The organism is Bacillus horti (assembly GCF_030813115.1).
Taxonomy (GTDB): Bacteria; Bacillota; Bacilli; order Caldalkalibacillales; family JCM-10596; genus Bacillus_CH; species Bacillus_CH horti.
In genome coordinates this window covers 18,726-35,531 of the sequence record NZ_JAUSTY010000029.1, presented here as the reverse complement: position 1 = coordinate 35,531, position 16,806 = coordinate 18,726, and the positions used below count along the sequence as shown (strand labels likewise).

At 43.7% G+C, this 16,806-nt stretch carries 3 protein-coding genes; all 3 read right to left on the bottom strand.

Features of this window, described 5'->3' with window-relative positions; all coding sequences use genetic code 11:
• The coding region (locus J2S11_RS21225) for a non-ribosomal peptide synthetase (protein ID WP_307398046.1) at positions 1–4,781 on the bottom strand (4,781 nt) is incomplete at its 3' end.
• A gap of 85 nt (positions 4,782–4,866) precedes the next feature.
• A complete protein-coding gene (locus J2S11_RS21220; protein WP_307398044.1) occupies positions 4,867–12,117 on the bottom strand; it encodes a non-ribosomal peptide synthetase in 7,251 nt (2,416 codons plus the stop codon).
• A gap of 36 nt (positions 12,118–12,153) precedes the next feature.
• Positions 12,154–16,806 (bottom strand): non-ribosomal peptide synthetase, encoded by a 4,653-nt coding sequence (locus J2S11_RS21215; protein WP_307398042.1) that lies wholly within the window; start codon positions 16,804–16,806, stop codon positions 12,154–12,156.

Here is a 16,806-nt window from a genome sequence, read left to right as displayed (position 1 = left end):
ATGATGCCTACAAGCTCCTCCCGCTGCACACCTCGGGCTCTTAGAGCGTGAGCTATTTGATTCGCTTTGTCGTTCAGCTCCTGATAGGTCAGGCTTTGTTGACCGAATCGAATCGCCTCCTGTGTTGGGCGCTGACGTACCTGCTCTTCAAACAGAACATGGATCGCTTGCTCGGGAAAACCAATCGGCTCTGGATTAAATTGGGACACCAGATTCTTACTCTCCTGATCAGTAAGCATATTGATCTCGGCAATAGGCAAAGCCGGATTCTGAATGATCTGATTCAGTATATTTTGATAACAGTGGGCAAATCTATGAATTGTTTCTTCCGTAAATAAATCTGTACAATATTCAAAGCTAAATACTACTGTGTTAGACTGCTCTACAGCACTAAGTGTCAAGTCATACTTAGTAATAGGGTTCTCAAAAGGGAGCTGACTAATTGAAAATGAGGAGAATGTTCCAGCCTCCATTTCCATGTTTTGCAGAATGAACATCGTATCAAAAAGAGCATTACGACTTATATCTCTTCTGAGCTCTAGTAGCTCTACTAATCTTTCAAATGGCATATCCTGATTTTCAAAAGCCTGTAACGTGTTATCCTTGACCTCTAAAAGAAAGTCCCCAAAGGTTTTTTGTTTTACAGGATAGTTTCGCAAAGCTAATGTATTAATAAATACACCTATAATAGAATCCAACTCTGCATGATTTCTACCAGCAATAGGAGACCCTACTATAATATCCTCCTGTAAGCTTAGCTTTGAGAGCAGAACATAGTAGGCTGCCAACAGCCCCATAAATAATGTTGTACCATGAGTTCGATTTATCTGCTTTAAGCCCTGGTACGTATTAGTATCCAACTCAAACGAAATACGATTTCCGTTAAAGCTAAATCTTGTAGGACGTGAATCATCCAAAGGTAAGTCTAGAGTTGGAATCTCCTCTTTAAATTGCTCTAGCCAATACCTTTCCTGCTCCTGTGCCCTTTCCGAGGAAAGAAGCTCATCCTGCCAAACAGCATAATCCTTATACTGTCGCTTAATAGGAAGAAGAGTTGCTCCTTCATACAGCTGTATAAACTCTTTCATAAATACGTTCATTGAAGTTCCATCTGAGATAATATGATGCATGTCAAAGACTAAAGAATACTCTTGCTCTCCAAGCTTAACAAGCATCGCTCGAAATAGTGGAGCCTTAGATAAATCGAAAGGTTGAATAAATTCCTGAATGACATAGCTCAAATCAGCTTCCTTTGCTTCTATCCGCTTAAGCTGAAACTGAAACTCTGATTCAATTTTCTGTACAGGAGCATCATTTACAAACATAAAGGTTGTTCTCAATGAATCATGTCTTTTAATCAGTTGTTTAAAAGTATCTTCAACACGCTCTATGTCAAGCTCACCCTTGATCATGACCGCAGTTGGAATATTGTACGCTGTATGTACATCCTCTAACTGGTCCAAAATCATCATGCGCTTTTGAGCTGAGGAGACAGGATAATAGGTTTTCGGTTCAGCTAATGGGATGGACGTATATGTCGCCTCTTGGGCTGAGCTTATTGCACTAGCCATATCTACAAGGGAAGCAGCCTCGAAAATTTGTTTCAAAGGAACCTCCACCTGAAACTCCTTATGAATCCGCGTTAACAGCTGGGTCGCCTTCAAGGAATGGCCTCCCATCTCGAAAAAGTGATCCCCTCGTCCCACACGCTCTACGCCTAACACGTCCTGCCAAAGCTGGGCTAAACGCTTCTCCACCTCCCCAGCTGGCGGCTCTTCGCTCCACGCCAGTTGAGTGCGATCCGGCTCAGGCAACTGGGCTCGGTCAATCTTCCCGTTCGCTGTCAGAGGTAGCTTCTCCATGCTCATCATCAGGGTCGGGATCATGTAGTCGGGCAGCTTCGCTTTCAGCTCGGCCTTTAGCTCCGCTCCGTCTAGATCCTGATCCGCCACATAATACGCACAAAGCTGCTTTTCCCCTCCATGTTCTCTGACGAGAACAACAGCATCTCGAACCCCAGCAAGCTTCAGGAGCTGGCTTTCCACCTCTCCGGTCTCCACCCGATACCCCCTCAGCTTGACCTGCTGATCCATCCGTCCAAGGTATTCGATCCGTCCATCGGGTAGCCAACGGGCTAGGTCTCCCGTTCGATACATTCTGCCCTCAGGCAGAAACGGGTCAGGAACGAAGCGTTCTTTTGTGAGAGGCGCCTGATTCAGATAGCCTAGTGCTACTCCATCGCCACCTACACACAGCTCTCCCGCAACCCCAATGGGCTTGAGCTGCTGCTGTTCATTCAGAATGTAGGCGCTAGAGTGACTGATCGGGTAGCCAATCGGAATGGCTCCTTCGATCCTCTCCCCCGGTTCTACTCGATAACACACGGAGAAGGTCGTGTTTTCAGTCGGCCCGTAGCCATTGATCACCGTTAGGCTGGGACAAGCCTGTCTGACCTGCTCAATATGCACGGGGGACAGCACATCTCCCCCTACAAGCAGCTGCTTCATCCCTTGGAAGATGCTAGGCTTTTGCTGCGCCAGCTGATTAAATAAGGGAGATGTGAGCCACATCGTGCTAATCTGATAGGCTTGTAGCGCTTCTCCTAAGCGCTCCGCCTCAAGCAGAATGTCATCCTCCACGAAATAGACGGTCAGACCATTCAGCAGCGTTCCCCAGACTTCAAAGGTGTTAGCGTCAAAGCCACTCGCTCCGGTTTGCAGCAGTCGATCTCCAGCCTCCAGCTGTACATAATTGCTTTGCTTCACGAGTCTGACCACATTTCGGTGAGTGACCATGACCCCCTTCGGGGTCCCTGTTGAGCCTGACGTATACATCACATAGGCTACCTGCTCAGCCGAGTCTTTGCTGATCCGTTCCCCCGCTATTCCTGCTGCTGATTCTGCCACTGCCTCAGATGTGCTTAAACTAGCCTGTACATCCGAAGCTCCTAGCGTGGCTCCTCTATCCTCACCTCTTGAATCTCCAGATTTTTCCTCCTTTGTACCCAGCACAAGAGCCACAGCCCCCGCAGGAACGTTCTGTCTAAGCTCCTCCGACACTACAATCCAGCGGACTCCTCCGTCCTGGAGCATATACTGCTTCCGCTCCTCAGGAAGGCCTGCCTCTAACGGAAGATACGCTCCTCCTGCCTTCACAATGCCCAGCATCCCAACGACCATATCTGCTGATCGGCCTGCCATAAGGCCCACTCGCTCTCCGCGTTGTACCCCTTGCTGAATCAGACGCTGAGCCAGCCAATCACTCTCCTCTTGTAGCTCCCGGTACGTGAAGCTTCGCTCCCCTTGGACGACAGCCAAAGCGTCGGGTCTTAAGGCAACCTGCTCAGCAAACAGCTCCGGTAGCAGCTTATTCCTCGGGTAGCTACCAAGCCCACCATCAAGGCTTGCTGTATGGAAGCCGCGCAGAACAGCCTCTTCCTCCTCCGTTACGATTGCAATCTCGTCAATGCGTATATCTGGCTGGCCTAGGATCGTCTTAATGATCTGCTGAACATGTCCGCCTATTTGCTGAATAAAGCTTCGCTCGTATACGGCTGTGTTAAAGCTAATCTTAAAAAATAATTCCTTCCCTGAGCCGATAGCAAGCGTAAAGTCGTAATTCGATTGTTCAAAAACATCAGCATCTTCGATCCTAAAGCCAAGCTCATTGGATGATTGTGATTGCTGAATTTGCTCCTGGATCGGATAATTCTCAAAGGCTATAATATGATCCACTAAATTTTGCTTTAATGCAGAGCCATTTTGAATATCATAAAGTGGGAAATAATCAAATCTTTCAGCTTGTAGTGCTATATTCTGCATGTCCTTTACAAGCTGACTAAAGGCTTGCTTTCTCCCTTGAACTCTTACTGGAACCGTATTGATAAACAAACCAACCATTTTCTCAATACCATTAATCTCAGAAGGTCTTCCAGACACAACCGAGCCGAATACGACATCTGAACTATGATTATAATGCTGTAGAAGAACTCCCCAAACCGCTTGGACTACAGTATTTAATGTAACTTGATGCTGCTGAGCAAATTTTCTAAGCTCCAGAGTAATAGACTCTGGAAGCTTAAAAGCAAGCTCATCCTGAATGAACCTTCTTGAAGAAGTCTGACCCTGTGAAATTTGTTTTGGAATACTAGTCAGTTCTTCGAATCCACCAAGATATTCACTCCAAAATTGTCTAGCCAGCTCCTGATCTTGTTGTTTAAGCCAGTTAATATAGTATAAATAAGGCTGCACTTTTCCAAGCTGTACAGATGTCCCTTGCTTTAGAGCTGTATAAATCTGCATCAGTTCCTGTAAAATGATTCCCAAGCACCAGCCATCCATCAAAATATGATGATGACTCCACAGAATGACATACCGCTCTATACCCGTACGAATCACAGATACACGCATTAAAAGATCACGTGAAAGCTCAAAGCCCTTCCCCTTATCCGCTTCCTTAAATCTATGAAGAGACACCTCTTGCTCCTTTACATCTAAATGAGTGTAATCCTCATAATGGACGGATATGCTTCGTTCCTTTAGAACAACCTGCTGTGGCTTTCGGGATTTATGATGAATAAAATTAGTCCTAAGAATATCATATCGCTTAATCAGGTGATTAAAGCTTTGCTCAAGAAGAGCTACTTCCACCGTCCCACTGATCGTAAAGGAGGTTTGTTCAAAATATACGTAAGATTCTTGATCCAGAAGAGTATGAAACAGCATCCCCTCCTGCATCGGCGTACAGGGATAAATATTTTGTATTTCAACTTTTTTTGCCATTCGCTATTCCCCTCTCGTTAGAGACACTCTTGTAACAGCTTTTATTTTCACCATACATTCCTTGCGTCCTGTGTGGAGCTTGTACTCATTCCAAATCATTAAAGAAATCAGTAATATCCTCTAGCTCCTCAATAGATAGCTCAGAATTCCCCATATCTGTAGGTGTCATTTGCTTCTGCTCGACACGACGGCAGTGCTCAATAATGTGTAAAAGCTCCGTTTTGAATAGGTTAATTACCTCTTCCATTTGTCGCTCTGAAAACTGATGGGTATTGTAATTCAAATGAAACTCTAAGGAACCGTTTGAAATCATCCCGCTAAAATCTAAAACAGAAGGCCTGAAGAATTCCGGACTTACCGATTGTCCAGTAGACATGGAGGATGGTTTGATCACCGATTTCTCATCCTGCTCCATAAATTGACCTAGGTAGTTAAAGTTAATTTCTGGCTTTATATCAAACGATAATCGGTTAGTAAGCTCGCTAGGTGTGACATACTTTAGCAAGGAGTAGCCAACACCCTTGTTAGGTATTTTTCTTAGCATTTCTTTCGTACTTTTTATATGATAAGCAAGGTTCTCTTCCTCCGAATCTCTAGTGTGGTCAAGCTTTATCAATACGGGATATGTGGATGTAAACCACCCCAGAGTTCGAGAGATATTCATGTCTTTTAGAAAAGCTTCACGTCCGTGTCCCTCAAGCTGAATTAAGATATCATGATGACCTGTCCATTTATATACTGTACGTCCCAATGCCGTTAATAAAATGTCATTCATCTCCGTGTTATAAGCTTGATGTGTTTGATTTAATAGAGCTTGTGTATCCTCAGTACTTAACTTAAAAGAAGTATTTGCTCCATCCCTAACGAGGTTTGTATAGCTAGTCTTATTTTCGTTAACTGGCAAACGCTGACACGTGACTCTTTCCAGCTCCGCCCAATAATCAATCTCACGGAGAAGCTCATTGCTTTGAGCATATTCATAAAGCATGTTTGACCATCTTAGATAGGAATCGGTTTTCTGCGGAAAGCGAATCTCCTGCTGGTTCAGCTCCTGAGAGTATGCTTCACTTACGTCCTCAAGTAGAATTCTCCACGATACACCATCCACAATGGAATGATGCAATAGGAGCATTAAATGATCTCCCTCCTGCGTCTTAAAAAGAGTTACCTTAAACAATGGTCCTCGCTCTAGCACAAAGCTCTGCTGAAGAGCTGTACAATATTCTTCAATTCTATTAGAGAGCGTAGTACCACTCTCATTCTTTAGATCGTAAGAAATGAAATCAAAAGCAGGAGTTTCATCTAACCCTTGAATATAACCTACTGTTTGACCATCTTCGTTCTTAAAGCACATCCTCAATCCATCATGATGCTCTACCACTTGTTCTAAAACTTTCATCAATATCGCTGCTTCAAAACCTTCTGGGTGATGAAGCATAATTGATTGATTAAAGTAGTGAATCGATTGATTTTCTTCAAACAACCATTTTTGTATCGGGGTCAGGGAGAAATATCCCTGTACACTCCCCTGATCAACCTGATGGCTATTTCTAGTAACCTGTTCAGCTAGCTGCTGAATGGAAGGGTATTGAAAAATACTACTGATTTCAAGCGCATAACCCTTTTCATGAAGCCTTGCTGAGACCTGAATAGCCTTTATGGAATCGCCACCTAGCTCAAAAAAACTTTCCTCAACTCCAAGCTGTGAAACACCTAGTACCGTCTGCCAGATTTCAGCAAGAAGCTTTTCAATGTCAGTAGTAGGAGCAAGATACTCTCTGCCTTCAGTCAATCTTTTACTTTCTGGAGCTGGAAGTGCCCTTCGATCAATTTTGTCATTAGGGGTTAACGGCATTTCTTCTATTTGTATAAAGTGAGCTGGAACCATATAATCTGGTAAGCTCTCCAACAAAATTCCTCTTAGCTTTAAGTGCTCTAATTGTTGATCGGCTACAAAGTAAGCACAAAGGTACTTTTGACCGTTTGCATCCTCTCGATCCAGGACAACCACCTCTGTAACACTGTCTATTTTTAAAAGGGAGTTTTCGATTTCTCCTGTTTCTACACGATGCCCTCGGACTTTCACTTGATGATCAAGCCGACCTAAAAACTCAAGGTTTCCATCCTCTGACCATCTGACTAAATCCCCTGTTCGATAGAGCTTTTGATTAGGGAACAACGGATGTTTTACAAACTTCTCTGCTGTAAGCTCTGACCTGTTCAAATATCCTCTAGCTAAGGCTACTCCGGTAACACAAAGCTCTCCTTCTACTCCGATCGGCTGCGGCTCTAGCTGCTGATCCAGCACATACACATGAGTGTTGTAGATAGGTCGACCGATAGGAACAATAGATCCATCAAAATAGGATAAGGAGGAATCCCAGATTGTTGTACAGATCGTATATTCCGTAGGACCGTACGCATTAAAATAATGGACATGTCCCTTCCAGCGATGGACAAGCTCAGCTGAAATGGCTGAACCAGCCGTAATGAGCTTCTTTAACGTGTTTAAGCGTGTTGGCTCTAGCTGTGATACATACGTTGGTGGCAAGGTTGCCGCTGTAATTTCATGCTGATTCATAAAGCTCTCGAATTTTGCCGTACTCATAATGACTTCTTTTGTTGGGATATACAAAGTTGCACCGGTCAGTAAAGCCATGCTCATTTCCCAAATTGACGCGTCAAACGAGCTGCTAGCAAATTGTAAAATTCGATCGTTTGGAGTTATGCCGAATACCTGCTCAAAAACACTCTTCAAATTAGCTAATCCTTTATGCTCAACCATGACTCCCTTTGGTTTCCCAGTTGATCCTGACGTGTAGATTAAGTAAGCTAAGTCATTTTCTCCTGGGTTTGTCCACTCTGGCAGAGCATTGCCAGCAGACTGATTGTTCTGACCATCTCCTAGCTGCTCAAGTACGTTGATCACTGTTCCTTGAAACGGATAAGAGCTAGAAGTCTTATCATCTGTTAAGAGAACCTTGATTTGACTATCATCAATCATATGCTCAATTCTGCTATGAGGGTATTCTGGATCTAAAGCGACCAGAGCAGCCCCAGCTTTTAAAATGGCTAATGCACCTACAACGGTTTCAAGAGAATGAGAGGTCATTAAACCGACGATATCCCCTGATGAAATACCCTTTTCCTGTAAGATCTGCGCTAAGCGCTGAACGTACTCATTTAGAGATTCATACGTAAGCTCCTGCTCGGCACAAACGACTGCCATCTTATGAGGGTACTGCCTAACCTGCTCCTCAAAGAGATCTGGAATTGACTTTTTACTTAGCTGTTCTTGCTTAGGTAAAGTAAGGTCATGAACGAACAACCTTTGTTCCTCAGCGGATAATAAATCCTGCTTTTTTATAACAGCTTCATGTCTATAAGCAATATGCTCCAAAGCTTTAATAAAGTAGTGAATGACCTTCTCCATAGCAGACTCGTCAAACAACACAGGTGAGTAGATGACATGCACTGAAAATTGATTAAATGTATTTAAGAGAGTAAAATCAAACAGCGTGTTTGTTTTTTCATTTGCTTGTAGCTCTATTGGAGCAGCTTCCGTTTCTCGATGCTCCATCTTTTCATAAATCGTAAAGTCCACATAATTGTAAATGGTATCAAATAAAGGATTCCCATCCTGAGAGCTTTCTTTTAGCTCCTTCAAGATCTCAAATAATGGTAGTCTTCCATAATACTTAATATCAACTAGCTTTTGACTAATAGCTCGAACATGCTCCCCCCACGTTAGACTTTTATCTAACCGAATTCTTACTGGAACTGTGTTTAGAAAGCAGCCTAGGATTTTATCACTGTCCTCACAGATCGGTCTGTTATTTTCAATTAAACCCACAACAAAATCTCGTTCATAGGAAAGCATGCTACACATAGAGACATAAGCTGAAAAACATAATGTTTTAATATCCGTCTGGTACATTAATTCCATTTTTTTAAGCTGCTCTAATAGCTCTTTTTTTAATGGAATGGAGTACGTTTTCCTCTCATTGACGTCAGCGTGTACATTTCGCTTAGGGAGTGGAAGTCGTTTATATTCACTAAGCTCCGATTTCCAAAACTCTTTTATCTTCGGATCTTTTTTCAAAACCGTTTGCTCAATAATATAGGATCGATAATGACTTAATAATGGCTCAACGGTATAGGATGGGTCCTCCTTTAAACGAAAATACGTATTCGATAGCTCCGTCATAAAGGACGCATTGCTCCATCCATCTAGGATGGCATGATGGAAAATCCAGGCTAAGCACCACTTTTCAGCAGTCAATTGATAAACTTTCATACGCCACAACGGGGCAGTATGAGGATCAAAGGATTTAGCCCTATCTCTTTGTAGGTCCTCTTGAATATGTGATTTCTGCTGCTCATTTGTGAGTGTACGGATATCGGCATAAGAAAGGTTTAAAGAAATAGATGTATGGATGAGCTTCATAGGTATTTCAAAATCCTTTAGGTTAAAGCTCGCTCTTAAAATATCATGTTTTTTTGTTAACATATCTATAGCTTTCTCAAAAACGGGAATATCAAAGCTAGCATCTGTCACATAGTAAATAAATTGATCATGATAGATTCCTAGATTTGGATTTGCCAAAGCATAGTAAACCATCCCTCTTTCAATGTCACTCATAGGATAAAAGTCTTCTACAGTATCCTTAATGTGGGCACTGAGCTCAGAAGACGAACGGATCTTTTCTTGAAGCTCAATAAGCTCTTTAGTTGCCTCTTGAATCCCTGAGTGAGGAGTAGCTTCAGCCTCACTTAACGTCCCTTCGCTACTTCGCATTAGCTCATTAATAGCCTGACTAAGCTGTTGAATACTTTGATGTACATAAATATCCTTAACCTGTAGCTGTACGTGGAAGGCATTGTTTATCTTATTTACATAGCTTACGGCTTTTATAGAATCGCCGCCTACATGAAAGAAGGGCTGTCGAACTCCAACTCTATCGATACCAATTACTTCTGCACATATCTCCTCCAGCAGTTGCTCTACTTCATTACTTGGCTCATCCAGTTCAGCAGCTAGTCTTTCCTTCGGATCTGGCAAGAGCTTCCGATCAATCTTTCCATTAGAGGTTACAGGAAACCGATCTATTTCTACTAAGTAGGACGGAATCATATATTCCGGTAATAGAGTAGCCATATACTCTCGCAGAGCCCATTCTGAAAGTACTTCTTTAAGCACGTAATAGGCACAAATATAGCTCTCTCCTGTTTGATGCTTCTTCGTTAAGACTGCAGCCTCCTGAATAGCTTGGTGCTGTAGAAGGACCGTCTCAACTTCTCCAAGCTCAATTCGAAAACCACGGATTTTTACCTGATGATCAATTCTACCTAAATACTCCATTTCTCCGTTAGTCAGCAAGCGCGCTAAATCCCCTGTGCGATAAAGCCTCTCTTGAGATCTGTAGGGATTCTGTATAAACTTTTCAGCGCTAAGCTCCGGTCTGTGCAAATATCCTCGGCCAACTCCAGCTCCTCCTACATAGAGCTCACCAGCTAAGCCCACTGGGAGCACCTGCTGATTCGTATCAAAAATATACGTTGAAAGTGTCGGGATCGGTTTTCCAATATTGCTGATGTTATGCTCGATTTCGTATTCTGTTATTTCTTTATATGTTACATGAACGGTAGTTTCAGTAATTCCGTACATATTAATTAGCTTGCATTCGGGATAGCGTCTTTTCCAGCTCTTTAAGCCTCCTGGCTTTAAAGCCTCGCCTCCAAATATCACATAACGCAAATCTAGGTTATTCTTCGTATCCTTCATATGCTCCTCTACTAATTGAGCAAACGCTGTAGGAGTTTGATTTAACACACTTACCTGTTCCTCTAGTAACACGTTTATGAATTTTGCAGGATCTCTTGCTTCATCAGCCTGTACAACAACTAGCTTCCCTCCGTATAGGAGAGCACCGTACATCTCCCACACAGAGAAATCGAAGCAGAACGAATGAAACAATGTCCAGACATCCCGTTCATTAAAATCGAACTGGAACGCTTCGTTATGTAACAGTCGAACCACATTTTCATGTTCAATCATGACCCCTTTAGGCTTTCCTGTTGTCCCTGAAGTATAAATGATATAGGCTAAGTCTTCTGCTTCATTTCTATTTGGTAAGGGACTATCATCCTTACTCAATGCTTCTTGCTGGTGTACATCAATGACCGTAATGCCCACGTTCAAATGAAGTACATTTTTTACTTCCGGCTGTGTTAAAACAAGGTTTGCAGCACTATCCTCTAGCGTGTAGAGAATTCTATCGATAGGATAGCTCGGATCAATAGGGACATACGCCCCTCCTGCCTTCAGAATGGCTAAGGCTGACATCACCATCTCTAAGGAACGCTCAAGAACAACAGCCACTAACTGCTCTCTTTGTAGTCCCTTTTCGATAAGTGTATGAGCCAGTCTATTTGTCCACTGATCTACCTCTGCATAAGTTAGCTCCTTTTGCCCGTCAGAAAGCGCTACTCTATTAGGGAACAGCCTCACACTCTGAGCAAAAAGCTCATGAATCGTAGATGGTGGATATTTGACTTCATTTTCCTTCCATAGGCTAAGCAATTCCTTTTCTTGATCATCCGTCACTAAAGAAATATCCTTTATAGAAATCTCTGGATCTGTAAGTGTCTGAGCGTAAATAAGAAGAAGCTGTTCTCCTAGCCTGTCGACCGTTTCCTGCTGATAAAGATGGGAATGATAGAACAAGTGCAAATAAAGCTGAGAGTCATCTCTCTCAAAATAAAACAATGTATTTGTTTCAATTTCATGCCTATGTAACTCATTATGAATAGCATTAAAAGCTACAATTGTTTGAAAGCCCTCTGATTCATTCCAGCTTTCTTGTTTCAGACCAGCAAGCACATTAAATGGAATGCTTTGATGCTGATCCGCCTCTAAAACACTGCTTCTAATGTCACTTAAAAGGAATCGAAAGCTTTGCTCGTGCTCTATTTTTGAACGAAGAGCAATAATATGAGCCATTGTCTCTTCCGATTCAGTTTGTTGAAAAGAAGGCATGCCAATCATGATATCCTCGTTATCTGTATACTTGTACAGGAGAGCTTTCACTCCTGAAACAAGAATCATATACAGCCCATGCATATTATGATTACACATCGTGTTCATCCGATTAAAAAGTGGCTCAGGAATTGGTATAGTTATTTTAGCTAAACCTTCATTTACCCTTGGTTTATAGTAGTCCACAGGAAAACCACTAAAGCTGATCTCACCCTCTAGCTTTTGTAACCAATACTCCTTCTCCTCATTTAACGTGTAATCAGAAAGCATAAGATTCTGTGCTATTTTATCCACCATTTTTGTCACCTGCCTCCTTTTACTTAAGCGTTCAGCCTAAAATTTAAAGCTTACATCCTCTTTAATGACTTGCTTTAACTTCTTATAGCGTTTCTCTAATTGAATATCCTGTAGTTCTATTTCAGGATTGCTTGATATTTGCTCCAATATTCGTATAAAATCAGCTGAAAAATGGGTCACCGTTTCCCGTTTAAATAAATCTGTACTAAATTCGAACGTGCATGCTAACTGTCCATCTTGCTCAATAGCTTGTAAGGTGAGATCAAACTTGGCCGTACCAGGATTGAACTCATAAGACTCAAATTGTAGACTCTGTATTTGTCCTGCTGGCTTAGTCATGTTTTGAAGAACAAGAACGACATCAAATAGTGGGTTGCGATTGGGTTGCACGCTTAGGGATAAGTCCTTAATCACCTTATCCAATGGATACTCTTGATTTTCTAAGCCTTTTACAACATTCATCTGAACCGTTTGTAACAAATTTTGAAAGCTTATATTCTCTGCTAGATGTGTTCTAAAAGCCAGCGTATTTACAAACATGCCGATCACACGCTCTAGGTCACTATGAGTTCTTCCTGCTACAGGCGATCCTACGATAATATCTCTCTGTCCGCTATATCTGTGGAGCAAGATATTTAAGCTTGCTAGTAGAACGGAAAACAATGTGGTGCGTGTAGCCTGGGCAACAGAGTGAAGCTTTTGGGTTAGGTCCTGATCTACCATAAACTCAACTCGGTCTCCAGCAAAGCTTCTGACCTGTGGCCTGGAGAAATCGGTTGGCAGGCTAAGCTCTGGTAAATCTCCACCTAATACAGACTGCCAATACGCTTTTTGCTCTTGAAAGTCTCCAGACTGAATCCTGCCTTCCTGCCACTCCGCATAATCCTTATATTGAATTCTAAGTGGAGGGACACTCTCCCCATTACACAACGCTGTTAGCTCCTCCAGCAGGATGCTCATTGATGTACCATCAGATATTAGATGATGCATGTCACACATAAAGAAGTGTTTATTCTCCGCACACTTTACCAAGCCCGCCCTAAGCAAAGGAGCCTGTGACACGTCAAACGGACGAACAAAGGACTCAAAGATTTGGTCTATTTCCTCTTCACCCATACCTTCAGGATATTGATCATCTCTAGCTTCATCCAATTCTATATACTCCATAGTAAAGCTAGCGTTAGGCTGAACAATCTGTACTGGGCCCGATTCTTTAAAAAGGAATGATGTTCTAAACGCTTCATGTCTTTGAATGAGCTTCTTAAGGATCTCTTCGATATCCTCATGCTTTAGCTCTCCCTTTATGAACAAGCCCCAGGGAATGTTATAGGAGATACTTTCTTTATTCATTTGCTGTATAGCTAGTATTTGCTTTTGGGCTGGCGAGGTTCTATATTCAGAACGCGATTCAATGTTAGGAATCACTCCTTTTTCTTTTAAACTGGCCTGCTCAATAGCCTTTGCCATATCAATGAACTGGCTAGCCTTAAAGATCGATCGTAGCGGAACCTCCACCTGAAACTCCTTATGAATCCGCGTTAACAGCTGGGTCGCCTTCAAGGAATGGCCTCCCATCTCGAAAAAGTGATCCCCTCGTCCCACATGCTCTACGCCTAACACATCCTGCCAAAGCTGGGCTAAACGCTCCTCCACCTCCCCAGCTGGCGGCTCTTCGCTCCACGCCAGTTGAGTGCGATCAGGCTCAGGCAACTGGGCCCGATCAATCTTCCCGTTCGCTGTCAGAGGTAGCTTCTCCATGCTCATCATCAGGGTCGGGATCATGTAGTCGGGTAGCTTTGCTTTCAGCTTGGCCTTTAGCTCCGCTACGTCTAGATCCTGATCCGCTACATAATACGCACAAAGCTGCTTTTCCCCTCCATGTTCTCTGACGAGAACAACAGCATCTCGAACCCCAGCAAGCTTCAGGAGCTGGCTTTCCACCTCTCCGGTCTCCACCCGATACCCTCTCAGCTTGACCTGCTGATCCATCCGTCCAAGGTATTCGATCCGTCCATCGGGTAGCCAACGGGCTAGGTCTCCCGTTCGATACATTCTGCCCTCAGGCAGAAACGGGTCAGGAACGAAGCGTTCTTTTGTGAGAGGCGCCTGATTCAGATAGCCTAGTGCTACTCCATCGCCACCTACACACAGCTCTCCCGCAACCCCAATGGGCTTGAGCTGCTGCTGTTCATTCAGAATGTAGGCGCTAGAGTGACTGATCGGGTAGCCAATCGGAATGGCTCCTTCGATCCTCTCCCCCGGTTCTACTCGATAACACACGGAGAAGGTCGTGTTTTCAGTCGGCCCGTAGCCATTGATCACCGTTAGACTGGGACAAGCCTGTCTGACCTGCTCAATATGCACGGGGGACAGCACATCTCCCCCTACAAGCAGCTGCTTCATCCCTTGGAAGATGCTAGGCTTTTGCTGCGCCAGCTGATTAAATAGGGGAGATGTGAGCCACATCGTGCTAATCTGATAGGCTTGTAGCGCTTCTCCTAAACGCTCCGTCTCAAGCAGAATGTCATCCTCCACGAAATAGACGGTCAGACCATTCAAAAGCGTTCCCCAGACTTCAAAGGTGTTAGCGTCAAAGCCACTCGCTCCGGTTTGCAGTAGTCGATCTCCAGCCTCCAGCTGTACATAATTGCTTTGCTTCACGAGTCTGACCACATTTCGGTGAGTGACCATGACCCCCTTCGGGGTCCCTGTTGAGCCTGACGTATACATCACATAGGCTACCTGCTCAGCCGAGCCTTTGCTGATCCGTTCCCCCGCTATTCCTGCTGCTGATTCTGCCACTGCCTCAGATGTGCTTAAACTAGCCTGTACATTCGAAGCTCCTAGCGTGACTCCTCTATCCTCACCTCTTGAAGCTCCAGATTCTTCCTCCTCTGCACCCAGCACAAGAGCCACAGCCCCCGCAGGAACGCCCTGTCTAAGCGCCTCCGACACTACAATCCAGCGGACTCCTCCGTCCTGGAGCATATACTGCTTCCGCTCCTCAGGAAGCCCTGCCTCTAACGAAAGATACGCTCCTCCAGCCTTCACAATGCCCAGCATCCCAACGACCATATCCGCGGACCGACCTGCCATAAGGCCCACTCGCTCTCCACGTTGTATCCCTTGCTGAATCAGACGCTGAGCCAGCCGATCACTCTCCTCCTCTAGCTCCATGTACGTGAAACCTCGTTCCCCTTGGACGACAGCCAAAGCGTCGGGTCTTAAGGCAACCTGCTCAGCAAACAGCTCCGGCAGCAGCTTATTCCTCGGATAGCTACCAAGCCCACCATCAAGGCTTGCTGTATGGAAGCCGCGCAGAACAGCCTCTTCCTCCTCCGTTACGATAGGAATCTCGTCAATGCGTATATTTGGCTGGCCTAGGATCGTCTTAATGATCTGCTGAACATGTCCGCCTATTTGCTGAATAAAGCTTCGCTCGTACACAGCTGTGTTAAAGGAAAACTTCACCTGCATTTCCATTCCAGGGCTAATAATAATATTGAAATCATAGTTTGTCTGCTCAAAAATCTGTACATTATCTATCTCAAACGTTAAGGCATCATTAGTAGACGATTCGCCTTGCTGCATTTGCTCTTGAATAGGATAGTTTTCAAAAGCCATGATATGATCTATGACATTCTGCTTTAGTAGCGATTGTGATTGAATGTCTGATAGAGATAAATGAGCGTATCTTTGAGCCTCCAGTGTAACCCTCTGCATGTCCTCAACCACTTCGATAAAGGATGCTGAACCAGACATCTCTACTCTCATAGGGACCGTATTGATAAATAGCCCTATCATACTTTCGATTCCTACAATTTCAGGTGGTCTTCCGGATACGACCACTCCAAAAGCTACGTCATGCGTATGGTTATATCTCCCCAGCAAGACCCCCCATACAGCCTGAAGGATAGAATTTGTCGTTACTTGAGTTCTCCTTGCTAGGTCCTCTAATGCCCTCGTATCCTGCTCTGAGAATTGAAAGCTTAAGGAATCATGCTGCTGAGTATTTTGCTCTGGTTCCCTTACCTCTGAGAAACGCTTGCCCGGAAGCTCACTAATTTGCTCAAAGCCCTCCAAATGCTTCTTCCAGTAATGCTGTGCTTCCTCCGTATCCTGCTTTTCAAGCCAATCAACAAACGTGTGAAACGGGTATACAGGGGATAGTGTTGGCTGATATCCTTGTAGCGTTGACTGATATAGCTCCAAGAAATCCTTAAACAATAAGCTAAGACACCAGCCATCCATCATAATATGATGGTAGCACCAAATCATTTTATAGACTTGTTCCTCAAGCTGGATAACGGTAATCCTCATAGGTATGTCCTTAGTCAAATCAAATTTTCTTTGACGCTCCTTTTCAAGGAGGTCTTGGATAAATGAAGCCTTACTTGAGTCCTCTACCCCCTTTAGACTATGGAACTGAACCTTGGCCTTCCTTTTCTTAAGCACAATCTGAATAGGTCTAGCCACATTTTTGTATTTAAAGACGGTTCGTAGCCCATCATACCTTGCTATTAGCAAGTTAAAGCTTTGTTCAAAGGCTTCTATACTAACGTCCCCTATCGCATCAAATGAAATTTGTTCAATATAAGCATTTGATTCATCCATAATGGCGTGGAAAAGCATGGACTCTTGCATAGGAGTTAGTGGATATATTCTTTGAATTTCAACCTTTTGACTCAC

Coding starts and splice junctions, on each gene's coding strand:
- J2S11_RS21220 (WP_307398044.1), bottom strand. CDS start 12,117: ATGGTGGATAAAATAGCACAGAATCTTATGCTTTCTGATTACACGTTA.